Annotated in this window: 22 protein-coding genes and 2 pseudogenes; 17 read left to right on the top strand and 7 right to left on the bottom strand. The window is 38.1% G+C overall.

Features of this window, described 5'->3' with window-relative positions; genetic code table 11:
• Positions 1–6 precede the first annotated feature (6 nt).
• From RMB06_RS08695 to RMB06_RS08660, 8 genes are all read left to right on the top strand, one after another.
• Complete coding sequence (locus RMB06_RS08695) at positions 7–1,428, top strand: FAD-dependent oxidoreductase (RefSeq protein ID WP_311079076.1); 1,422 nt, start codon at positions 7–9, stop codon at positions 1,426–1,428.
• A gap of 173 nt (positions 1,429–1,601) precedes the next feature.
• Entirely contained in the window at positions 1,602–2,489 is an 888-nt protein-coding gene (locus RMB06_RS08690; RefSeq protein ID WP_311079074.1) for a metal-dependent hydrolase, read from the top strand.
• Between the two features lie 130 nt (positions 2,490–2,619).
• The gene (locus RMB06_RS08685; RefSeq protein WP_002117090.1) at positions 2,620–3,210 is read left to right on the top strand and encodes a LemA family protein; all 591 of its coding nucleotides are present in this window, start codon (positions 2,620–2,622) and stop codon (positions 3,208–3,210) included.
• Positions 3,211–3,234: 24 nt separating this feature from the next.
• Positions 3,235–4,317, top strand: a complete 1,083-nt coding sequence (locus tag RMB06_RS08680) for a TPM domain-containing protein (protein ID WP_311079072.1) — start codon at positions 3,235–3,237, stop codon at positions 4,315–4,317.
• A complete protein-coding gene (locus tag RMB06_RS08675) occupies positions 4,311–4,871 on the top strand; it encodes a TPM domain-containing protein (RefSeq protein WP_311079070.1) in 561 nt (186 codons plus the stop codon). Before RMB06_RS08680 ends, RMB06_RS08675 begins: the two co-directional genes overlap by 7 nt.
• 349 nt (positions 4,872–5,220) lie before the next feature.
• A complete protein-coding gene (locus RMB06_RS08670; protein ID WP_014207821.1) occupies positions 5,221–5,655 on the top strand; it encodes a pilin in 435 nt (144 codons plus the stop codon).
• Positions 5,656–5,713: 58 nt separating this feature from the next.
• Complete coding sequence (locus tag RMB06_RS08665; protein WP_032004878.1) at positions 5,714–7,027, top strand: O-antigen ligase; 1,314 nt, start codon at positions 5,714–5,716, stop codon at positions 7,025–7,027.
• A 105-nt stretch (positions 7,028–7,132) separates the two neighbouring features.
• Positions 7,133–8,761 (top strand): Wzy polymerase domain-containing protein, encoded by a 1,629-nt coding sequence (locus tag RMB06_RS08660; protein ID WP_311079069.1) that lies wholly within the window; start codon positions 7,133–7,135, stop codon positions 8,759–8,761.
• Positions 8,762–8,803: 42 nt separating this feature from the next.
• On the opposite strand, the gene bfr is transcribed toward RMB06_RS08660, so the two are convergent.
• Together bfr and RMB06_RS08650 are read right to left on the bottom strand one after the other, a co-directional pair.
• Positions 8,804–9,268 carry a bacterioferritin gene (gene bfr, locus RMB06_RS08655; RefSeq protein ID WP_005067113.1) on the bottom strand — a complete coding sequence of 155 codons (465 nt, stop codon included), beginning with the start codon at positions 9,266–9,268 and terminating at the stop codon, positions 8,804–8,806.
• 243 nt (positions 9,269–9,511) lie between these two features.
• On the bottom strand, positions 9,512–9,706 hold the full coding sequence (locus tag RMB06_RS08650) for a bacterioferritin-associated ferredoxin (protein WP_000289091.1): 195 nt from the start codon (positions 9,704–9,706) through the stop codon (positions 9,512–9,514).
• Between the two features lie 102 nt (positions 9,707–9,808).
• Between RMB06_RS08650 and RMB06_RS08645 the strand changes: the two are divergent.
• A pseudogene (locus tag RMB06_RS08645) lies at positions 9,809–9,886 on the top strand (hypothetical protein); the annotation flags it as partial.
• Between the two features lie 39 nt (positions 9,887–9,925).
• Here the strand turns inward: RMB06_RS08645 and RMB06_RS08640 are convergent.
• The 5 genes and pseudogenes from RMB06_RS08640 to gmk all read right to left on the bottom strand — a co-directional run bounded on the left by RMB06_RS08640 (position 9,926) and on the right by gmk (position 13,749).
• A complete protein-coding gene (locus tag RMB06_RS08640) occupies positions 9,926–10,309 on the bottom strand; it encodes a RidA family protein (RefSeq protein ID WP_002116996.1) in 384 nt (127 codons plus the stop codon).
• A 144-nt stretch (positions 10,310–10,453) separates the two neighbouring features.
• Complete coding sequence (locus RMB06_RS08635; protein WP_002116807.1) at positions 10,454–12,559, bottom strand: bifunctional (p)ppGpp synthetase/guanosine-3',5'-bis(diphosphate) 3'-pyrophosphohydrolase; 2,106 nt, start codon at positions 12,557–12,559, stop codon at positions 10,454–10,456.
• A 15-nt stretch (positions 12,560–12,574) separates the two neighbouring features.
• Positions 12,575–12,730, bottom strand: a pseudogene (locus RMB06_RS08630) (hypothetical protein).
• A 38-nt stretch (positions 12,731–12,768) separates the two neighbouring features.
• Positions 12,769–13,047: a DNA-directed RNA polymerase subunit omega gene (gene rpoZ, locus RMB06_RS08625; protein WP_002116990.1), complete on the bottom strand. Its 279-nt coding sequence runs from the start codon at positions 13,045–13,047 to the stop codon at positions 12,769–12,771.
• A 72-nt stretch (positions 13,048–13,119) separates the two neighbouring features.
• Positions 13,120–13,749 (bottom strand): guanylate kinase, encoded by a 630-nt coding sequence (gene gmk / locus RMB06_RS08620; RefSeq protein ID WP_002116973.1) that lies wholly within the window; start codon positions 13,747–13,749, stop codon positions 13,120–13,122.
• Between the two features lie 122 nt (positions 13,750–13,871).
• Between gmk and ispH the strand changes: the two genes are divergently transcribed.
• The 8 genes from ispH to RMB06_RS08580 all read left to right on the top strand — a co-directional run bounded on the left by ispH (position 13,872) and on the right by RMB06_RS08580 (position 22,607).
• Positions 13,872–14,822, top strand: coding sequence for a 4-hydroxy-3-methylbut-2-enyl diphosphate reductase (gene ispH / locus RMB06_RS08615; RefSeq protein ID WP_002116992.1), 951 nt, complete (start codon positions 13,872–13,874; stop codon positions 14,820–14,822).
• Positions 14,823–14,991: 169 nt separating this feature from the next.
• Complete coding sequence (locus RMB06_RS08610; protein ID WP_311079063.1) at positions 14,992–15,465, top strand: GspH/FimT family pseudopilin; 474 nt, start codon at positions 14,992–14,994, stop codon at positions 15,463–15,465.
• The gene (gene pilV, locus RMB06_RS08605) at positions 15,459–16,019 is read left to right on the top strand and encodes a type IV pilus modification protein PilV (RefSeq protein ID WP_202744830.1); all 561 of its coding nucleotides are present in this window, start codon (positions 15,459–15,461) and stop codon (positions 16,017–16,019) included. Before RMB06_RS08610 ends, pilV begins: the two co-directional genes overlap by 7 nt.
• On the top strand, positions 16,019–17,020 hold the full coding sequence (locus tag RMB06_RS08600) for a PilW family protein (RefSeq protein ID WP_311079061.1): 1,002 nt from the start codon (positions 16,019–16,021) through the stop codon (positions 17,018–17,020). The genes pilV and RMB06_RS08600 overlap by 1 nt, the downstream gene beginning before the upstream one ends.
• Positions 17,017–17,826 carry a PilX N-terminal domain-containing pilus assembly protein gene (locus RMB06_RS08595; protein ID WP_005067126.1) on the top strand — a complete coding sequence of 270 codons (810 nt, stop codon included), beginning with the start codon at positions 17,017–17,019 and terminating at the stop codon, positions 17,824–17,826. Before RMB06_RS08600 ends, RMB06_RS08595 begins: the two co-directional genes overlap by 4 nt.
• An 11-nt stretch (positions 17,827–17,837) precedes the next feature.
• Positions 17,838–21,692: a PilC/PilY family type IV pilus protein gene (locus tag RMB06_RS08590; protein ID WP_311079058.1), complete on the top strand. Its 3,855-nt coding sequence runs from the start codon at positions 17,838–17,840 to the stop codon at positions 21,690–21,692.
• Positions 21,693–21,702: 10 nt separating this feature from the next.
• Entirely contained in the window at positions 21,703–22,185 is a 483-nt protein-coding gene (locus tag RMB06_RS08585; RefSeq protein WP_311079057.1) for a type IV pilin protein, read from the top strand.
• Complete coding sequence (locus RMB06_RS08580; RefSeq protein WP_014207809.1) at positions 22,182–22,607, top strand: type IV pilin protein; 426 nt, start codon at positions 22,182–22,184, stop codon at positions 22,605–22,607. The genes RMB06_RS08585 and RMB06_RS08580 overlap by 4 nt, the downstream gene beginning before the upstream one ends.
• Positions 22,608–22,709 lie beyond the last annotated feature (102 nt).

Genomic DNA, 22,709 nt, shown 5'->3' with positions numbered 1-22,709 from the left:
AGAGACATGGCAGAACGCCTAAATAATGACTTTCAATTTCTGGATGTACCACGCCAAGATCCAGAGAAAAAAGATATTACTGTCCGCAAAGCAGAATTTGTGGAAATTTATAAGCCTTTTACATCGGAAACTGTCACTAATCAGACTCACCGTTGTTTAGGCTGTGGTAACCCATATTGCGAATGGAAATGTCCTGTACATAACTACATTCCAAACTGGTTAAAACTGATCGCTGAAGGCCAAATTTTCCAAGCTGCTGAGCTTTGTCATCAAACCAACACACTACCTGAGGTATGTGGTCGCGTATGCCCACAAGACCGTTTGTGTGAAGGTGCTTGTACCTTAAATGATGGTTTTGGTGCAGTAACCATTGGTAATGCTGAGAAATATATCAATGACACAGCTTTTGCTTTAGGCTGGCGTCCAGATATGTCAGGCGTAAAATGGACTGACAAAAAAGTTGCAATTATTGGTGCTGGTCCTGCTGGTTTAGGCTGTGCGGATATTCTAGCTCGCGGTGGTGTTAAACCAGTTGTATTTGATAAGCGTCCTGAAATTGGTGGCTTACTTACATTCGGTATTCCAGAATTTAAAATGGAAAAGGACGTAATGAAACGCCGTCGTGAAATCTTCACGGGTATGGGCATCGAATTCCGTTTAAATACTGAAATTGGTAAAGACATCACGATTGATGAATTACTTGTAGAATATGATGCGGTATTCATGGGTATGGGAACTTACACCTATATGAAGGGTGGCTTCCCAGGTGAAGATCTTGATGGTGTTTATGATGCACTTGATTTCTTAATCTCTAACGTGAACCGTTGCCAAGGTTGGGAAAAAGATCCAAGTGAATACATCAGCTTAGATGGTAAAAAAGTGATTGTTCTAGGTGGTGGTGATACCGCTATGGACTGTAACCGTACTTCATTGCGCCAAGGTGCTCACGATGTAACTTGTGCATACCGTCGTGATGAAAGCAATATGCCGGGTTCTGCACGTGAAGTAAAAAATGCCTATGAAGAGGGTGTAAAATTCCTATTCAATCGTCAACCAATCGAAATCGTTGGGGAAAATGGCAAAGTGACAGGCGTAAAAGTGGTAACGACACAAATGGGTGAACCAGATAGTCGTGGCCGTCGTAGCCCTGAGCCAATTCCGGGTTCTGAAGAAGTATTACCAGCTGATGCAGTTTTACTTGCTTTCGGTTTCCGCCCAAGCCCAGCAGACTGGTTTGGTAATGTGAATATTAATCTTGATGGTTCAGGCCGTGTTGTCGCAGCTGAAAAGCAAGAATTCAAATTCCAGACATCAAACCCGAAAATCTTTGCTGGTGGTGATATGGTACGTGGCTCAGACCTTGTTGTGACTGCTATTTGGGAAGGTCGTCAAGCTGCTGAAGGCATTTTGGATTATCTTGGTGTTTAATAAAGACATTTGTTAAAATACTCAAAAAAGCCTACTACAAGTAGGCTTTTTTATTGTCTACCATTAGTCACTTTGATGTTTTTGGCAAATATAATAAGCTTTTTTGCCCTTTTTAGCTTTTTAAGCTCGCGACATACTCGAAACTTCCTTCTTCAATACAGTAGGTGTTGAATATGAACATCGCAGGTATGACGGCAGAAAAATCATATTTAAATCGTCGAAAAGCGTTGGGTATTACAGTGCGTCGTCTTGAATTTAATCCAAAGGCGATTAAGCGGCACTATTTTGCAAATTCACCCCTCATGTCGCATTTTTTAACTGCACTCTCATCAACATTTCCTGTAGGAGAGCAGTTTTTTGTAAATAGCGTCCGTAATGTGCGTGATAAAGTCTCAGATCCTCAGCTACAAGCACAAATTGCGGCTTTCATTGGACAAGAGGCCATGCATTCCAAAGCTCATAGTGAGTTTAATGAAGCTTGGCGAACGGATGATTATAATCTGGACAGTTTTCAAAATTGGCTAAATGAGCGCGATAAATATTTAAGAACAATTCCACCTAAGCTGCAATTGGCACTCACCTGTGCATTTGAACATTTCACTGCTTTACTTGGGGGATATGTTTTACAACATCCAGAGTTATTAAAAACCCTAGATGAAGATGCGCTAAAACTTTGGGTATGGCATGCGATTGAAGAAATTGAACACCGTTCGGTTGCATTTGATGTTTATCAACATATATATGGTGATGATCGTATCCGTCGCTTACTCATGCGTAGCGTCACTACTGGATTTGCGAGTCTCGCTTTTTATGGGACAACTCGTTTATTTTGGCAAGATAAATGGAATAGCGTACCTAAAATTGGGGGTAATTTATTTGGATTATATTTGCTGATTAAGATGCTTGTTCAGTTAATGCCTGAATACTTCGCATATTACAAAAAAGACTTTCATCCGAGTCAAAAAGATTATGGCAGGATGGTTAATTATTGGAAAAGTTCTTTAGCAGAAGAATATCAAATGGCAAGTTTTGAGCAAGAAAAAGATCAGCGATTGAGCTAATAGATAACCGGATTTAAAAGTCCGGTTTTTTAAAATCAATAAAATAAAAGCAACACAATAATGCCTAATTCATCATACAATCAGGTAAAGAGGTTAAAAATATAAAGAAAAACTTGAGGATAATGTGACGATGAAAACGTTGAAACAATTTGCGATCGCAACAACACTTGCCAGTACCTTACTGTTTTCGGGATGTGGCTATAACACTCTACAAGTAAAAGATGAGGCTGTAACAGCAGCGTGGTCTGAAGTACAGAACCAATATCAACGTCGTTCAGATTTGGTACCAAATCTTGTGAACGTCGTTAAAGGCTATGCTAAGCACGAAGAGCAAGTATTAACTGAAGTGACACAGGCACGTTCTAATGTGGCAGGTTTAAAAGTTGATAAAGAAGTTTTAGAAGACCCAGCTTTACTTGAAAAATATCAACAGGCTCAAAGTCAATTAACAGGGGCGTTATCTCGACTCATTGCTGTTTCGGAAAATTACCCAGATTTGAAAGCCAATACTCAATTCCAAGAACTACAAGTTCAGCTTGAAGGTACTGAAAACCGTATTGCTGTTGCGCGTAATCGTTATATTACAACAGTACAAGACTATAACTCATATGTGCGTCAGTTCCCTCAGGCAGTAACAGCAAAAGTAATTGGTATGCATCCAAAAGCCAATTTCTCTGCAGAAGCATCTGCACAACAGGCTCCAAAAGTTTCTTTTGATTAATTTTACAAATCAAAGGAGTGCCGTATGAGAAATACTCTATTGCTTCAATCAAAGCAAATTAAGGTCTTTATTTCGACCTTAATTTTGCTTTGTTGTGGTGTTCTTTTTCAGAATACGGCATGGAGTGAAACTAATATTGCAACTGCTACCGATGAGGGAGACGCAATAGTTGCTGGCAAAATTGTTCAAAAGCAACAAACTCAAGCTGCTGCAACTAAAATAGAGGGGCAAGCTGCTTCAAGTCCTGCTCCTCAAGTCCAATTTACTAATGATATGGCTGATGGGGAATCAATTCGTGGTTTGCCAACTTTAAACCAGCCTGTTATTGATCAAGCCAATATCTTAAGCGAGGCTGAGAAGCAGCAACTTAATCAAAAAATTCTAAGTTTATACCAACAAGGCAAAGCGCAGATTGGTATTGTGATTGTTCCTACCACTGGCCAAGAAGATATCTTTGATTATGCGTTACGTGTTGGTGAAAAGTGGCAATTGGGATCATCTAAACGTGATAATGGATTACTCATTGCAGTCGCTGTAAATGACCGCCGTATACAAATACTAACTGGTTATGGCCTAGAAGGTGTGTTGCCAGATATTGTGGCAAGTCGGATCATTCGAAACCAAATTACACCTTATTTTAAACAAGCCCAATATGCACAAGGTTTGAGTGCAGGTATCGATGAAATCGGAAGAATTTTAAATCTTGACCCAGAAGTAGCACAGCAAGCTGCTCAAGATTTAAAAGAACGTCAGCATCAAGCTGCAGAAGAACAGCAAGCCAAGCAGACAACGCTGACAATGGCTTTATTTATTCTTGTTGCTGGAATTGTGGGTTCATTTATTGTCGGTCGTCCGCTTAGTGCATCTACAGCTGGTGTTGCTGCTGCAGTAGTAGGATTCGTAAATGGAGCAGGGCTAGTCACTAGCTTACTACTTGGTTTTGGTATTTTCTTTTTACTCATTACATCAATTGCCCAATTTATTTTACAGGCCATTCTGAGTGGTTCTGGTGGCGGTGGACGTGGAGGAGGCTTCGGCGGAGGTGGCGGAGGCTATGGTGGCGGCGGAGGCCGTTTTGGCGGTGGAGGTGCTTCAGGCTCATGGTAACAACATCAGAAACAACACAAATTATTACTCAACCAAAAATTGAGGAATCTGTAGAGCCAAGCATAAAACGTTGGTTTAAACATCTATGCTATTTACCTGCTAGTAATCGTTATTTTTCAAAACAAGATAAGCAAGCTATTGCCGATGCTGTACAACAGGCAGAACATGGCCATGTTGGAGAAATACAGGTTGTAATTGAAGGCCATATTCCAGTATCACAAGCCTACAGACAAAATACGCGTTTAAGAGCACAGCAATTATTTGCAGAATTAGGTGTTTGGGATACTGCATTAAATAGTGGTGTATTGTTATACCTAAATTTATGTGAGCGAACAGTAGAAATTATATTTGATCGTGGTATTAGAAATGCGACTAACGATCAAGTCTGGCAACAGATTTGTGAAGCAATGGTACAAAAGCTTAAACAAAAAAAATATCAACAAGCTGTAGTGATGGGCGTACAACAAATTGGAGAGGTGATGTCACGGTTTTATGACGAAAACATGCCTGATCAATCCAATGAATTAGAAAATACTCCGATTATTCTTAATTGATTTGCCTTGTCGCATTCCTACATTAGTTAAGTTTCATAATTTTTACTTTTAAAGATGACTGACAAAAAATGTCACCTACTTATTTATTTCTAAAGAGATTTTGTTCACATAAATAAATATAAACTTTGAATTGTGTATTTTATTTTTTTTAATACGTGAAGTGTTTTTATAAAAAGTTATATGACAATTTTTGTCAATTACTTACACCGATTTAATATTTAAGAATAATGGGGTCTGATATAAGTATTTGTTTTTTAATTAAAATAAAAGTTGGCATGGATGCTGCAATATAGTTGATAGCTGAAAAAGCTTATATAAAAACATACATACAATCTTTGGGGAAAAGGCTATGAATGCACAAAAAGGTTTTACATTAATTGAGCTTATGATCGTGGTTGCCATTATTGGTATTTTGGCAGCAATCGCGATTCCTGCATATCAAAACTATATCGCTAAGTCACAAGTAAGTACTGGCTTGGCTGATATTACAGCTGGTAAAACAAATGCAGAAACTAAATTGGCAGAAGGTTTAACCGCTGCATTAACCGATGTAACAACTTTAGGCTTACAAGCATCTACGAATGCTTGTGCTGTTACAGCGAATATTGGAACTAATGGTGCAAGTAATATTACTTGTACACTGAAGGGTACATCACAAATTAATGGTAAGAAAATTGAATGGATCCGTGATGCGGATAATGCTACAAATGGTACGACAGGTGCTTGGCGCTGTAAGACAGATGTAGCTGAAAACTTACGTCCTAAATCATGTGGTGCTTCTTAATAGTTAAATAATAAAAAAGGGAGGTTTTAACCTCTCTTTTTTATTAAAGAAAATAAATATGTTAAAAAAAAATATTCTATTTCTTTTAATAGTAACTTATCTTATTACAGCATTATTAGGTTATCAAATTGGCTGGTCAGTTTTCCAATATGATGAACTTCGTTTATTACATTTTCCATTGGCACTATGTGCTTTGTTAATTTTGATTTTTACAAAAAAAATAGAATATTCAATTTCCACTCAAATTACTTTTTTTCTGATTGGTGTATTAACTGCTATACAGATAACAACTTATAGCATTTTTCAATTTCAAGAACTTTGGTCTGCGATAGCATTACTATTTATATTTTCTGCTTTAGCATATGATTTAAAGAATGTAAAAAATATAGAACATAGCTTAGCATTAGTCGTTTTTTCAGCATTTATTCCTTGTTTATTTATTTTTGTTTCTATTACTAATTTTATTTTCTACAAACAATGGTTTGACTGGCAATTTAACTCTGGCACGATCCGAATTTATGACAGTGTTATCGTACCTATATTCTTTTTTCTAATTTTTTTAAAAAATAAAAACTACCCTTATTTTCATTACTTTTATCCATTTGCTAGTTTCTTTTTTGCTTTAGCATGGTTTTTTGATGGAGCCAGATCCGCCTTACTTGCTGTAGCGACAGGATTGTTAGTTTTCGTTATCTACTCTCGAGAAAATCGAAAGCTCATTTTGCAAAGCTGTATTTACATTTTTTTTGCTTTTTTAGTTTATAAAACTACGATTTATTTCGCTGATAAAAATACCATGACCGTAATGAGAGTAGGGACATCCATGCGTACAGAGATGTGGAGTTTCGTTTTTGAGCAATGGAAAGAAAAGCCATGGTTTGGAGTTGGGGGAGGATATCTCTCAGAAATCCAATATAAATATGGACATCACATGCATAATTTATATTTAAGGTTAATTTTTGAATGGGGAATAGTTGGATGTATTTTTTTAGTTTGGATGATATATCAAGTTGTTAAGTTGTTTCGAGATAAGGATGCTTTACCTATTACGAAAGCTGGCTTAATTGCAATTTTAGTTGATGCGATGTTCTCAGGAAGTATGGTTTATCCCGCTTCACAAATAGCCTGTATATTATTTTTAGCATTTGCTTTTTCTCAGTCGGAGCAGTCTAAAGAATATTTGAAATCTCCTTATAGACTGATGAAACTATTAATTGGTTTATGGGGAGCTTTATTTTTATACATTACGATTATGTACTTAGGACAAGATTTAACTTGCTGGGGGTGTACGAGTTATGTCGGACGGATGGCACCAAATTTTTGGGAGTATGGTAGTACACAGCACTTGATACCAGCTTCACACATTCCTTAATTTTTTATACTAAATTTTATTAAGGTCTTTTCATTTAGACTTCATACATTCTTTTTTAGACTTCCATGTATAATTCTCACAAGTTTTGGTCTCTAGCCTCTCACTATGCAAGTATTCTTTCTGTTCTTCGCTGCAATCCTGTTGGGTTTTGCATGGTTGTCTCCATTTCACTACAGCCCGTGGGTCATGTTCTCAAGTGAAGTCAGTACTTTTGGGGCTGGGCTATGTGTATTAATTGCTTTACTTCAACAAAATATTAAAATTCCTAGAGCACAGATATTGTTGCTACCATTTACTTTAATTCCTATTGTGCAGTGGGGCTTTGGTTTAGTTTTTGATTTAAGTACGGCTTTATTAAGTACATTTTACTTATTAGGTTTTTGGTTTATGGTCTTGGCTGGCTACAACCTATCTTTAGATCAAAAAAAGAGAGATCAAATTTTTTCAGGTTTTAGCTTATTAGTAATTATTACATCGCTATTAACTAGTCTTATAGCAATTTTTCAATGGTTGAATATTGAATCACATTTAATTTATACCCTTCATCTGATTGGTAACCGTCCTTACGGAAATTTTGGTCAACCCAACAACATGGCAACATTCCTAATTATTGGGTTATTAGGATGTTTGTATCTATATGAAAAAAATAAGGCAACCGTCTGGTTACTCCTGCCTTCAGCCCTCATTATTCTGTTTACGATCGCCTTGAGTCAGTCACGAACATCATGGATCGTTTTTCCATTTTTATTCATCTATTGGATAGTTAAACAATTTGGGAAACAAAAAAGATTTGGAGTTTTTCAAGGTTTTTTGTGGTGCATCGGTTTTTTCGTAATGGCTGGTGTAATTCTACCATTTGCTACTAATTTAATTGAAGCATGGTCAAGTACTGATGTAACCGAAGCAAGTGGTTTGGTTGAAAGAGCAAGCTCTGGGTATTTGCGTTTTAATATCTGGTCACAAATGTTGCTTGCTGTACAGCAGCACCCTTGGTTAGGTTATGGTTGGAATCAAACCAGTGTGGCACAAATGACAGTTTACCATGCTTTCCCAACAGGAGAGTGGACTACCAGTGCACATAATGTACTGCTTGATTTAATTATCTGGAATGGTATTCCCTTGGGTACTGTAATCATTACCTACTTTGCTTGCTGGTTTATTTGGTTAAATCAACAGGCTAAAAATACGATCTCGATTATAGCGATTATGATGGTCTGTACAGTGCTTATTCATGCCATGTTAGAGTTTCCACAGCGCTATGCTTATTTCTTACTTACTTGTGGATTCCTACTGGGTATTGTGCAAGCACAAACTACTGTACTTAAGGGAATTATCCTCAACAAACATCTTTTTCGCTTATCATGGGTTGTAAGTTTATTGCTTATTATTGCAATTCTACGTGATTACAATGTCTATGTTCTGAATAGTAATTTGCTTTTTAATAATAAGCGTCCAAACGCTGAATTTATGGGAAGTGGTAAAATTTTTGTTTTAACACAGTTTGAGCAGCGTTTAAGTTGGATAGAACTTAATCCCCAAAATATTTTATCTGAAGGTGATTTGGTTGAATGGGAAAATTTTATAAAGAATAAGCCTACTCCATATAACTTACGTAAATACGCAAAATTGCTCGCTTACAACGGGAAAGTAGAACAGGCACAGCAGCAAATATTTATTTTGCAACATCTTTATAAGCAAAAAATAACGCTATCGGAATTACTAAAAGAGAAGTAATAAAAAATCCCCTTAAGTATAAGGGGATTTTTTTATGAGAAATTACATTTGGCTCTGGATATAATTTTCAATACCAACATTGCCAATAAGATCAATTTGAGTATCTAGCCAGTCCCAGTATTCTTCTTCTTTTTCTAGAATTTCTTGAACAAGGTCACGAGTGACATAATCTTGCTCTGTTTCAGCTAAAGCAACCGCTTTTTGAATTGCTTCTATATTTTCTTTTACTTTACGAATGTCACAGTGCAGAACTTCTTCTGTGTGTTGACCAATATAAAGCTTACCTAAATGTTGAAGGTTAGGTAGTCCTTCTAAAAATAAAATACGTTCAATGATTTTATCTGCATGCTTCATTTGACGAATTGATTCTTTATATTCAGCAGAGCCAAGCTGCTCAATTCCCCAGTCATTAAACATGCGTGAATGTAAAAAGTATTGATTAATTGCAGTTAAATGATGATACAGCACTTGGTTAAGCTGATTAATGACATCACGATTGCCTTTCATTGTAGCTACTCCAAAACAATTTCTGCCTCAAACTTAATTAAGACAATCTATAAATCCATTTTAGTGAACAATCACGGAGATGGCGAGTAATTTATGGAACAGCAAATGAAAATCGCAATCAAAAACAACACAATATTAGAAAGGAGGTTTTCAAGCCAAAAAAAACCGCTTGAATGAGGAACTATAAAGGTTCCGCAAAAAGCGGTGGAGGAGTCAATAAATTTTGTTAAATATTAATTTTTATTATGCAGCTACAGAAATGCGAGCAGCGATTTCTGCTAATTCTTCGCTAATGATAGCGCGAGCTTCTGGTGCACAGCGTCCACAGCATGTACCAAGATCAAGCAAGTCGCGAATTTCACGATAGCTTTCAGCGCCATTTTCAATAGCGTCTTTAATATCCTGATCGGTAATGCCACGACACAAGCAAACGTACATGGGAGTGATCCCCAAATATAAATGCGATAATTGATATTATTGATAATTATTATCGTTTGTCAATGAAATTCATTTAAAATCTCATTTATCATTATTGGGATTTTGAATAAAAAAAGACCACCTAAGCGGAAATCCAAGAAGTATTTAGATTTTTATGCCAAGGTGGTTCGTGTTTTAAAAAACTAAATAGTGAAATTTAGATATTTTAATTTTTATATCTTATTGATTAATAATTACAATTCCGTCCATTTCTACTAATGCGCCTTTTGGCAAGCTTGCTACACCAAGAGCTGCACGTGCAGGGTAGGGCTGAGCAAAATATTCACCCATAATTTGGTTTACGAGTTGGAAATTTGATAGATCAGTTAAAAAAATATTGAGCTTAGCAATATCTGCAAGTGAACCACCAGCAGCTTCACAAACTGCTTTTAAATTATCAAATACACGGCGAATTTGAGCTTCGATACCTTCTACAAGTTCCATACTGTATGGGTCTAAACCAATTTGCCCTGAAAGATATAGCGTATTGTCTACTAAAATAGCTTGAGAGTATGTGCCGATAGCAGCAGGGGCATTTTCAGTATGAATGACTTGGCGGGACATTTGGTTCTCCTTGATTAAATCTATTTCCATCATAATCGATGATAGCTTTGGACAAAAGTATCATCGATTTAATTGATTAAGTGAATTTGGAAAGTTTGATTTTGTTAAGGAAACATAAATCTAGTCAATTGTCTCTATAGAAATTTAGCTTACTTTTGAAATTTCCATTTGCGGAGCAGGAGCGTCTAAACGTTCAATCCGTGGGAAACCATAGTGCATGCGTAAATCACGAATGACTTTTGCAATGTGCTTACGGTTATTCACTACAATATTCACAAATGTTCTTTGCTCATTTGAGTGAACCATCTCTACACCAGCGTTATTTTTACGACATTGATAGATCAGGTCTGATACTTGTTCATCATTCATCGCCATATAAATAGCAAGGTACGCTGTAAAACGGACATCATCTACATCATCTGCTTTCCATTGAAGCGGCATGATATTTTCAGGATGTAAATGTTGCTCATGTAGTAAATTATGACAGCGAATTCGATGCACAATTAACCCTCGACGTGTTAAATGTCCTTGAATTGGATCGCCTAAAATTGGATTGCAACAGTGTGCATATTTAACGTCGACCCCTTCAGTACTTTGAATAAGTCGATCTGAGTTTTCTACTTGCGGATGTTTATCATGAGCAAACAGGTGGTTTGCTACAAGCTGAGGTAGTAAATCACCAACCGCAATTTGTTCAAACAATGTATTTTTATTATCAATGTGACGCCATTGCAATAGATCTAGCCAATCAGCTTCAGAAAGATCATTGATTGAACGATTAAAGAGTTTCAGTGCACGAGAAAGGGCTTGTGCACCAACTAGACGTTGTTCTTCGATATCTTGATCTTTTAGTACATGCTGTAATGCACGACGTGCTTTTTGCGTATTAATAAAGCTTAGCCAGTCTGGGTTTGGTGTTGCCAAAACATCCGTAATAATCTCGATAACCTGACCGCTAACTAATGGTGTAGAGAGTGGTTTAATCTCTCCATCGACTTTTGCACCAACCGCATGGTTACCTAAAAATAAGCTTGCTGAATAAGCAAAATCAACTACGGTAGCGCCTTGCGGTAGCTCATGCAGTTGACCATGTGGTGTATATACCCAGATTTTTTCTTGATGTAGATAATCAAGTAAATCATTAAAAGTTGTTTTAGCACATTCACCGTCAATCAATGTATTTAAGTTCTGCATTGAAGCCTGAATGGCAGAGCGGCAAGTTTGCGGCGCATTTTCACCTAACACTACCCCAAAACGGGCAGCTTTACGCATGAGCTCGGTTTGAATGGTAAGAGATAGTGTTGTTTTTTCGCCTTTAAGCTTTATCAGTAAAGACTGATTACCGCCAGGTAGTGGGCGACGAATATGGTCTTGGTACTGGATAACCTGAAAATTTTCTCTTAATGCTTCTTCTAGGCGGTCACAGTCGGCAATGCTTTGTAGAACAATTTCAAAAGCATGACTATGGGTAAGCTCTTGGAGATCCATCTCGTTTTTAACGAAATGGCGTAATAATTCGATATTGTTATTTTTCTTTTTAATACGGCCTTGAATATGATAATTATGCAGAAGTTCAGCGAGGTTTTGTTCCCAAATACTTTGATATTTACAGCGTTCTGGCTTTGTCTGTAGCAGAGCATTCTGAACGTTATCAAACATATCAAGGTCAAGGTTTTGATAGCAGAGATTCTCTAGATTATCGCCCATTTCATTCATGCCGACTAATCTTGCCATCGGTACAAATATATCAAAAGTTTCTTGAGCGATACGGGCTCGTTTATCTGGGCGTAAAGCACCTAGAGTTGTCATATTATGATAGCGATCTGCTAATTTAATAATGATGACACGCGGATCTTGTAGGGTCGCTTGCAAAATTTTTCGGAATGAAGCTGCCTTATTATATTCTTTATCGCTTGATTGGCTAAGTTTGGTTACACCATCTACTAGCTCTGCAACGGTTAGGCCAAACTTCTCAATAATATCTTCTTTTGTATATTGAGTATCTTCAATAACATCATGCAAAAGTGCTGCCATTAAAGTTTCAGCATCTAAACGCATGTTTGCAAGAATACAGCTTACAGCAATCGGATGCAGAATATAGGGTTCGCCACTTTTACGCGTAATGCCAGTGTGCGCTAGATCGGCAAAATCGCAGGCAGCAAGCACTTTTTCGACTTCGCTTACCGATAAGTAAGGGTCGATAATTAATTTGAGCTGTTGCTTGGCTTGGCTGACCTCTTCGCCTGGCATAAATCACCCTTTTTCCTATTGCTGAAAAACTAAATCTATCTGCTTCTTAATGAAAAGCATATTGCGGAACTTGTCAATTTTTTCATTTGAAAAAGTGTATTTTTTTTTCAATGAAAATAATTGCTTTTCTCAATATGTTTAAATATGGGACAAAGCCAAATAAAAAACCATCGCAGAAAAACGATGGTTTTTTTATGAAACAGGGTGAATTAGAAAGAAAAACCTTCTAAATTCAAGCTGTTTGTAGAAAGGGCAAGATCAAGACTAGAAGTTTGGTAATCTTGCTCACGTTGTTTAAGAATTTCTTTCGTAACGTGCCCAGCCGCGATTTCGCGCAAAGAAACTACAGTCGGTTTGTCGTTATCCCATTCTACAGTTGGCTCCATGCCTTGACGTGCCAATTGACGAGCACGTTTACTTGCAACGAGCACAAGCTCAAAACGGTTGTCTACATGATCTAAACAATCTTCAACGGTGACGCGTGCCATAAAAGTTCTCGTTTTGGAATGGTGAATTTGAACAGACTAAATAGTATAAAAGGCTTTCGATCTAGACTCAAGTTATTCCTGTTTTGGTTGAGGAGTAATCAAGTCCTGAATTAAAGTTTGATGACGTTTTGCTTGCTGAGATAGCACCAAACGGTTCGCTGTAATCACAGCTTCAAGCTCATGTAAGGCTTTATTAAAATCATCATTAATAATGATGTAATCAAAGTTCGTGTAGTGCTGCATATCTTCTACTGCACAGCTTAAACGATGCTCAATGACTTCAACTGAGTCAGTGCCGCGATTAGATAAACGCTGACGTAGATCAAATTGAGTTGGAGGTAAAATAAATATTTGCTTGGATTCAGGGAAAAGCTTGCGGACTTGTTCTGCACCTTGCCAATCAATTTCAAGTAAGACATCGTGTCCTTGAGCTAACTGTTGTTTTACCGTAGCTTGAGAAGTGCCATAGTAGTTACCAAATACTTCAGCGTATTCGATAAAGCCATCATGGTTGACTTGGTCTAGAAATTCATCTTTTGTAGTGAAGTGATAGTGAACACCATCTAACTCACCGGGACGTTGACCTCGGGTTGTATGCGAGACTGAAACATGTAAATTGCTCACACGGTCAAGCAGGGCTTTTACCAAAGATGTTTTGCCCGTTCCTGATGCAGCAGAAACGACAAACAATAGACCCGACATGATATTTTTCCTGATATGATAAAATATCTTCGCTATTGTAGTGTACCGTGCGTTTAAACTGAATAGTTTTAATTGCAAATATTCAAGAGAAATTCCCCTGTTTTATTAATTTTGAGGCTGTTATGGAAATTGTGTTAGCTAATCCGCGTGGTTTTTGTGCCGGTGTTGATCGAGCCATAGCAATCGTCAATCGGGCTTTAGAATGTTTCAATCCTCCTATTTATGTACGTCATGAAGTTGTACACAATAAATTTGTGGTAGATGACTTGCGTCAAAGAGGAGCCGTTTTTGTTGATGAACTAGATCAGGTTCCAGATGATTCAATTGTAATTTTTAGTGCGCACGGTGTTTCAAAAGCAGTTCAACAAGAAGCTGAACGCAGAGGCTTAAAAGTTTTCGATGCGACTTGTCCTTTAGTGACTAAAGTTCATATTGAAGTGACTAAATATGCGCGTGAAGGTACTGAAGCTATTTTAATTGGTCATGAAGGGCACCCAGAAGTCGAAGGCACAATGGGGCAATATGACAAATTAAAAGGCGGTGATATTTATCTGGTTGAAGATGAAGAAGATGTCGCTGCACTTACCGTACGACATCCTGAGAAACTTGCTTTCGTAACACAAACAACGCTATCTATTGATGATACAGCTAAAGTTATTGATGCTTTGCGTGCAAAATTTCCACATATTCAGGGTCCGCGTAAAGATGATATTTGCTACGCAACTCAAAACAGACAAGATGCTGTGCGTGATTTAGCTGAAAAGTGTGATGTGGTTTTAGTTGTAGGTTCACCTAACTCATCAAACTCAAATCGATTACGTGAGCTTGCAGAGCGTATGGGTAAAGCCGCTTACCTTGTAGATAATGCTGATCAGTTAGAGCAGTCATGGTTCAATGAGACTTGTAAAATTGGTGTTACTGCTGGTGCCTCTGCGCCAGAAATTTTGATTAAACAAGTGATTCAACGTTTACAAGATTGGGGTGCTCAAGCACCGAAAGAATTAGATGGGCGTGAAGAGAACATAACCTTTAGTCTTCCTAAAGAATTACGCATTCATGTGACTCAAGCGTAAAGTGTGATGTATTTAACATACTGATTTTAAAAAGTTAAACAGATAATTGTTGATATGACAGTTATCTGTTTTTTTATACCCTTTATCTGCTTTGTATTTGTTTTGTAAACATAAGAAGTAAAATTTAATTAATAAATAAAAAATTTTAAAGTTTATTTGGGGTATGGGGATGAGGGGAATTATTCCGCAAGATGGGTTCACCTTGGTTGAGCTTATGGTGACGATTGCGGTCATGGCTATTATTGCGTTGATGGCTGCACCATCTATGTCGAATTTATTAGAAAGCAAACGACTAGATGGAAACCAACGAGATCTAATCAATACTTTATCGGAAGCAAAGAGCCAAGCCATACTTGGTCGACAAGACGTTTCTATCAATCTGAATTCAACGGCTTTAAATACTCCCACTTCCTTGAATTGGAAAGCTGATTCCAATAACAGTCTTGAACTTAAAAATATCGCTGCTGATGGTACGCAGAGTTCATTAACAGCGACGACTTTAACTTTTAATGCGAATGGGGTGATAACCAATATCACCCAAGATACACTTTTATCTATTTGTAATTCAAAAATAAATAAAAAGAAAATTCTTATTTTAACAAAGCTTGGCACATTAATTTTTAAAGCTGAGGAGACATGTTAATGCAGGGCTCTAAACGAAAAGCTCAAGTTGGGGTGGGTTTATTAGAAGTGTTGGTTGCCTTAATTTTAATTGCGATAGGGGTTTTAGGATATGTTGCCTTGCAAGTTCGGGCTATGGATGCTTCCTCAGAGGCATTAAGCAAATCTCAAGCGATTATGATCATGAGAGGATTAGCAGAAAACATTCGCGTAAATAGTTCTCAAGCTAGTCAGTATCCCGCATTTGTCCGTAGTTATAGCAATTATTCATCTACCACCGCAGCTCCTACGTTGTGTTTCAATGCAGCTTGTACACCTTCTCAGCTTGCCCAATTTGATGCATATCAAGCAGCAAGAAATGCTGATCAACTTGGCATGAAAATTACAATGACAAATTGCCCAGGGGTTACAAGCACGATGGCCCAGCAGAGGCAATGTCTTTTTGTTTTTTGGGGAAAAACCTCTCCGGTAATTACAACAAATGAGGGAGTCACGAGCGCGGATGTGTCGAGTTGTATGAGTACAAATGGCGTTTATGTCAATAATTCGAACTGTTTAATGATGGAGGCATATTAATGGCTCACTCATTTGTATTATGGAAACAACGAGGCTTTACATTAATTGAGCTGATGGTTGCATTGGCTTTAGGTCTAATTTTGGTGGCCGCGGCGACTCAATTATTTATTGGTGGACTTCTATCAAGTCGTCTACAAAAAGCAAATGCTGAAATACAAGATAGCGGTATTTTTGGTTTGGAGTATATTGCCCGTGATATACGCCTTCTAAATTATGGAAATATAACCAACCCAATATTAACTGATACGACCCCTTGGGGCGGTGTTGTATTAACTGGTTCAACTGCAACCAATAACAACAATGTTAATTTTGTCCCTAACGTTGGAACAAATACTTATATTGCTGACACATTACTTAGTCGTGGTGCAGGGGATACGGTGAGTACTGTGAGTAATCACTGGAAAGGTCTTTCAAATATACAGAACAGTTCAAATGCTGCTGTGCAAAGTGATCAGCTGACTATCCAATTTATTGCACCTACGAATATGACCAATTGTGAAGGTATAAATGTACTTGCAGGTGATTTAATTGTAGAGCGTTATTTTTTACGTCTGGATAGCAATGGTAGTTCCCAGCAAGACTATGCACTTGCATGTGATGCAAATACTCCCTCTGCTGTAGCCACAGCTCAACCGACCACTGTTGCTGGGTTAGGCGACGCTGGTCAAATTGTATTGCCGCGTATTGACCATTTCCATGTGCTGTTTGGTGCAAAAAATGCGGCTGGCAATTTTGCTTATTATACCATTCCCCAATATCGCGCTGCTGCACAGGCTGCCCGAGATGCCACACCATCTGTGATGCCGCCACGAATTCTTTCAATACAAATGTCTGTATTAGCGCGCTCTACTAATAATGCCCAAAGCAAAGCAATAGATCCTGAGCAATCTTTTTTTATGTTAGATCAAACCGTGCATGCTTCTGATAATACAACTCGATTCTTACGCCGCACTTATAACTTAACAATTGCTCTACGCAACGCGATGGGGGAAAGTCTATGACCCATTTAATTCATAAAAGTAGATCTAAGGAAAAAGGGGCAACCCTTATTGTTGTGCTTATTATTTTATTGATTGTTATTTCTGTAGGCGTTTTAGCAATAAGAGTGGCTATTGTTTCTTTAAAAGTTGCTACCAATAGTCAAGTGAGCCAATTAAATTTTCAGTCATCTGACACACCTTTAGAACTCATTGTGCAGATGAATCCTACTACCCTAACTAATATTACTAATGTGATTGGTGCCGCACTTAAAGAGCACGAAAGTAACCCTGGTGCGGAATACAACTTTTGTTATAAGCCTGTTTCTACAGCAACAAATTTTGCTCAGACCAGAGGCGCAAGTTTACTTCGAGCAGGAAGTGCTAATAATGCAGTTGTCGAAGATGGCGGAGTGGCTGGTTTCTGCAATTTAACAACTGACTATGGAAGTAATCGTCAAGCAGTGGTTACCCAAGTTGCTGTAAGTGTTCCAACAGATGCTGCTAGCGATATTCCAGGTTCAAATTTACCACGAGGAACAAACACCTCGGAAGGTACGCAACTACCTAAAAGCATGTTGTCTACACAACGTATTCGAGTGATTACAACTGCTTTTTTGCCAGCCTATGCATCTACCTCTATTGAAACTTTACAAAGAGATTGCTTAAGCACGAGTTCGGCAAAGATTAGCGACAATTTTGATACCGCATTAACGGCTAAACAAACATTGGCGGAGTGTTTGGCAAATCATAACGTGCCTTTTAGTACTCAAGTTCAAGAATTTAACTATACCAATAAACTCACTCAAATTACGGCACCAGGTTCATAACGGGGAATATCGTGAAACTAAAATTGAAGAATTTTAAGCCAAATAATTTATGGTATGCCATCTGTTCGAGTTCGGTTGCTTTTACATGGTTGATGACAAGCTCCGTGGTGCAGGCGAGTGATTTACAAATTTATGCTTCACCTACAGCGGGTAAAAAAACTATTGTGATGATGTTGGATACATCAGGAAGTATGACCAACAATAGTTATGGTGAAAATCGTCTGGCCATGCTTAAAAATGGTATGAATGCTTTTTTAGCAAGTAATAATCCTGTTTTAAATGACACTCGTGTGGGGTTGGGAAATTTCTCTGCAAATGGTGATAGCCGAAGTGGGCAGGTTCTAGTGGCTGCTGCTCCTTTAGGAGATGCGAGTACGTTAAATACAGTGGGTTCTCAACGTTATAAATTAAAACAGGCTGTTGCAAATTTAACTGCTGGCGGGTCAACGCCTTCAGCACATGCTTATGCGGAAGCTGCTGCTTATTTGATGGGTACAACGACCTATTCAGAGGCAAATTATGCCATTCGGAAAGATAGCTATATAAAGCGTGTGCGAAAATCTGATAATAGAACGGAATACTCATATTGTACGAATTATCGCGATTCACAAATCGATACTACAAATCTATGGCAACCTTGTCGTTCTAATAACTATTGGAGTAACTGGTCAACTTCTAATCCGGGTGTGGATACGGCAACTGCTTATGATACTTCGTCGGATTGGACCTATTCTTATACTTATTACTACACCACCTTTAATTATGCTGTAGCAAATGCAGATAGTGGTATCCCAAAATCAAAATCAAATGATACAGCTAGCAATCCCAATATTGTTGTAGATAGAAATGCCTCCAATTTAAATGCTATTTACCAATCTCCTTTACCTGCAGTGGCCAATCGCCAGAGTTGTGATGGGCAAGGAATCTACTTTTTATCAGATGGAGAACCGAACAATACCACAAATACACGTTCGGCAACTGTAATGTCGACAGCCCTAGGCAGTACTTTGGGAGCAAATTTTACTTGTTCTGGAGGTTTGTCTAACACTACAGCAGACTCTGGTTGGGCCTGTATGGGGGAATTTGCAAAAAGATTATTTGATAAAACAAAAAACCCAGCTGGAGTTTCTATTCAAACAGCATTTGTCGGTTTTGGTAGTGACTTTTCTAGTTTAAGTTCTTCTGATGTAAAAAATGCCTGTCGTTTAAGTTCGAGAACCCAATCTGATCGTAAAAGTGATGATAATTGTTCGCCGAATCAGACCACAAATGCGGTCGCTGCACCTGGTTATGGAAATGGAGGTTTTTTCCCTACTCAAAGTGCGCAAGGTGTAACAGACAGTGTTATCGCATTTATTAATAACTTAGATAAAGTTCCTTTAGAACCCTTAACCACAGGTGCTATCTCTGTTCCTTATGATGCACTAAATCCTAAAAATTTACAGGAATATGGTTACTTACGTGCTTTTGAGCCAAACCCGGCTAACACCTACTTAACATGGCGTGGAAATTTAAAGAAATATCATGTTGTTTTATCGGGAACAAATGCTGGTGCTTTTGAAGCGAATACTGGTGGGTTGGTTTACAACGCAACTGGGGCATTTAGAACGGGTACGAAAGATTATTGGAATAGCTCTACTTATAATGATGGAGGTAAAGTCTTTTTTGGTGGTTCATATGCAAAAGTTCCTTTACCAATTGCTGGACAAAATGAAACACATGATGAAGAAGGAAATATCACAAAATATTATTATGCAGTACAAACTAAAATCCGCAACTTATTTACTGATGTTTCCGCCGTTGCAGCGGATGGTAGCTTAACGAAAATATCGACTTCTGGAACTAATTTGCTAAAAATTCCAGCTACCCCACCAGAAGGAACTAATCCTTTTGATAGTGTGGCTAATACAGCAAGTTATGTTTTAGGAAAATTTAACGCATCAACTGGACAAGATATTTTAAAAGCTTTCCCGATTAGCTTGAAATTAAAAATATTAAATTATCTAGGTTACTCAACTGATATTAGCGCTACGACTTTACCTTCGTCATTAGTTACATCGAATGAACCCTATTTATCGATGGGCGGTAGTATTCATTCTTTACCGGTACAGCTTACCTATAATGGAACATTAGATGAAAATGGAAATTTAACATCTGCGCGTGAACAATCCATTCTCTATGGAACGATGGAAGGTGGTCTGCATATTGTGGATGCCTCAACTGGTGTAGAACAAATGGCTTTCGTTCCTGCCGATATATTAAATGATCCAGTTGCATCAAAAGCTTTAGTGGTTGGTCAAAGTGATGCTACAGCTCCTGCTCACGGTATGGATGGGGCTTGGGTATCTGACCCTGCATATAGTATTACTACAACAGGAAGCGGTAGTTCAGCAGTATCAAAAGTAACTGCAAAACAAATGAATATTTATGGTGGCATGCGAATGGGGGGCAGCAGTTATTATGGCTTAAATGTCTTAAATCCTGCTTCACCTAAGCTTCTCTTTAGAGTAGGAGCAGATCAAACTGATTATAGTCGTATGGGGCAGAGTTGGTCTAAACCTGTACTTGCAAATATACGTTATAACGGAGTTATTAAACGGGTTATGATTGTTGGTGGTGGCTACGACCAATGTTATGAAAACCCGAATATTACCTTGAGTAATTCTTGCTTTACGAATGGAAAAGCAAAAGGGAATGCTGTTTATATTATTGATGCTAAAACTGGGGAACGCTTATGGTGGACTAGTGATACAGGCTCTAATATAGATAACTCTAATATGAAGCACAGTATTGTTAGTCGCATTAGTACCTTAGATCGAGATGCTGATGGTTTAGTCGACCATTTATATTTTGGCGATTTAGGCGGACAAATTTTCCGTATCGATCTTAATAATAACCAGACAAAAACAAATTCAACTTATAGCAGTTTCGGTATTCGAGTTGTTCGATTAGCCAATTTAGCAACGAATGACTCAACTTATGATGCCTCGAACGACTATACCGCTGGGAATGCGCCGCGTTTTTATGAACCGCCAACAGTGACAATTCACGATTATGGTATCCACACTTTTATTACTGTAGGCATTGCTTCAGGTGACCGTAGTACACCTTTAGATGTTTATCCGCTTACAGGTCGTGAGGGGATGTCACCGAGCACCGCATTAAGCGGAAGACCTGTAAACAACGTTTATGGAATTATCGATAAAGACTTTATTAAAAAGAATTTAATGTCTTTAACAGATAGCCAGCTTGAAACGAAAGATATTACTCGATCGACGCTTCGAAAAAATCCACAAATTTTACGATCTGGAGAAACACGAGTAGCACAGATTTTCTTTCCCAATACGGGGACGGGACAAAATGGTTGGTATCGTTCACTTTCTAGTATGAGCGATGGTACCGAGAAAGCTAATAATAGTTTCCGTATTAAAGGAGGTCTTAAAGCTTTTGAAGAGCCTATGGCAATTACAGGGACTTTAATTGTGCCTGTTTATGATCCACAGGGAACAGGTATTGTAGCGGCAGACCCATGTTTACCCCGGGTAGTAGGTGAAACTGATCAGCAGACGTTCTGTTTACCATTTGGTGCCTGCCTTAATTCTGATGGATCAATTGATCAGAATAAAGAGAATGGAAGTGGATTTAAAACACAAACTGGTACTAATTGCCCAGTAGGAGCTTCTGAATGTAATAAAAACGTTATTGGCTCCGGTATTCGCGGCATAGCATTTGTTCCAAAAAGAGATGAACCTCCAGTGACTAATAGTTGTGGGAAATTACAACTGTCTGGAAACGAGAGTGGAACGGGCGAGTGGCAGTGTACAAGTCATTTAGTTCCTACACGCTGGTATGAGCGTTATCGCTAAGGGATGACTGATGAATAAATATTATATTCTGCGGTTTAATCAGGGTGTTACCTTGATTGAGCTCATGGTTGTCATCGTGATTGTCGCTATTTTTGCTTCGATTGCTATCCCTTCATATCAAAGTTATAGCCGTAGAGCGACGGCTTCTGCTGCTAAAGGTGAAATTCTAAAATTGGCAGAACAATTGGAACGGCATAAATCCAAGAACTTTACCTATAGAGGATTTACCACCACATCTGTAACTTTGCCACGGGGTGGTTATACGATTGAAATTAGTGATGATACGACGACAGGAAATTTATTGACGAATGCTGCTGCAAATGGGCAAACATGGGTCATTAAAGCGACAACTACAGATTCAAGAAACTTTAATTTTATTGCTAAGAATTCAGGTTTGCGTTGCCAAAGTTTAACAGCTACGGCTGTTGATAATGACTGTGGTGGAACAGTCACTTGCAATGTATGTGAAACAAATAGTGAGAGTTGGCAATGAAGAATGGTTTTACCTTAATAGAACTTATGATTGTAGTAGCAATAATTGCAATTTTAGCAGCTATAGCGACACCTTCATATTTGCAGTATTTACGCAAAGGGCATCGTACAGCTGTTCAATCTGAAATGATGAATATTGCCCAAACATTAGAATCAGAAAAAGTAGTTCACAATCGTTATCCGTCGAATGCGACGATTACTTCGATTTATGGTTCTAGTGTCAGTCCTCAACAAGGCCAAGCCTTATATAACTTAGCTTTTTCTAGCATAACTGATTCAAGCTGGGTGTTAACTGCTACACCTATTGCTACTAGTTCTCAAGCTGGTGATGGGATCATTTGTCTTAATGATCAAGGGCAAAAATTTTGGGCAAAAGGTGCAACTGATTGTGCGTTATCTGCCACATCAAATTGGCTACAGTAATTTTAAATTCAAAACTGCGGATAACTCAAAAAATAATCTTTCTTTCAGGGCGAAAATCACGTAGAATGTCGCCCTCTATGAAAGGGGTTTGAAGTGTTGCCG

Source organism: Acinetobacter sp. V104_13 (genome assembly GCF_031798995.1).
Taxonomy (GTDB): Bacteria; Pseudomonadota; Gammaproteobacteria; order Pseudomonadales; family Moraxellaceae; genus Acinetobacter; species Acinetobacter pittii.
This window is presented reverse-complemented; position numbering and strand designations above follow the sequence as displayed.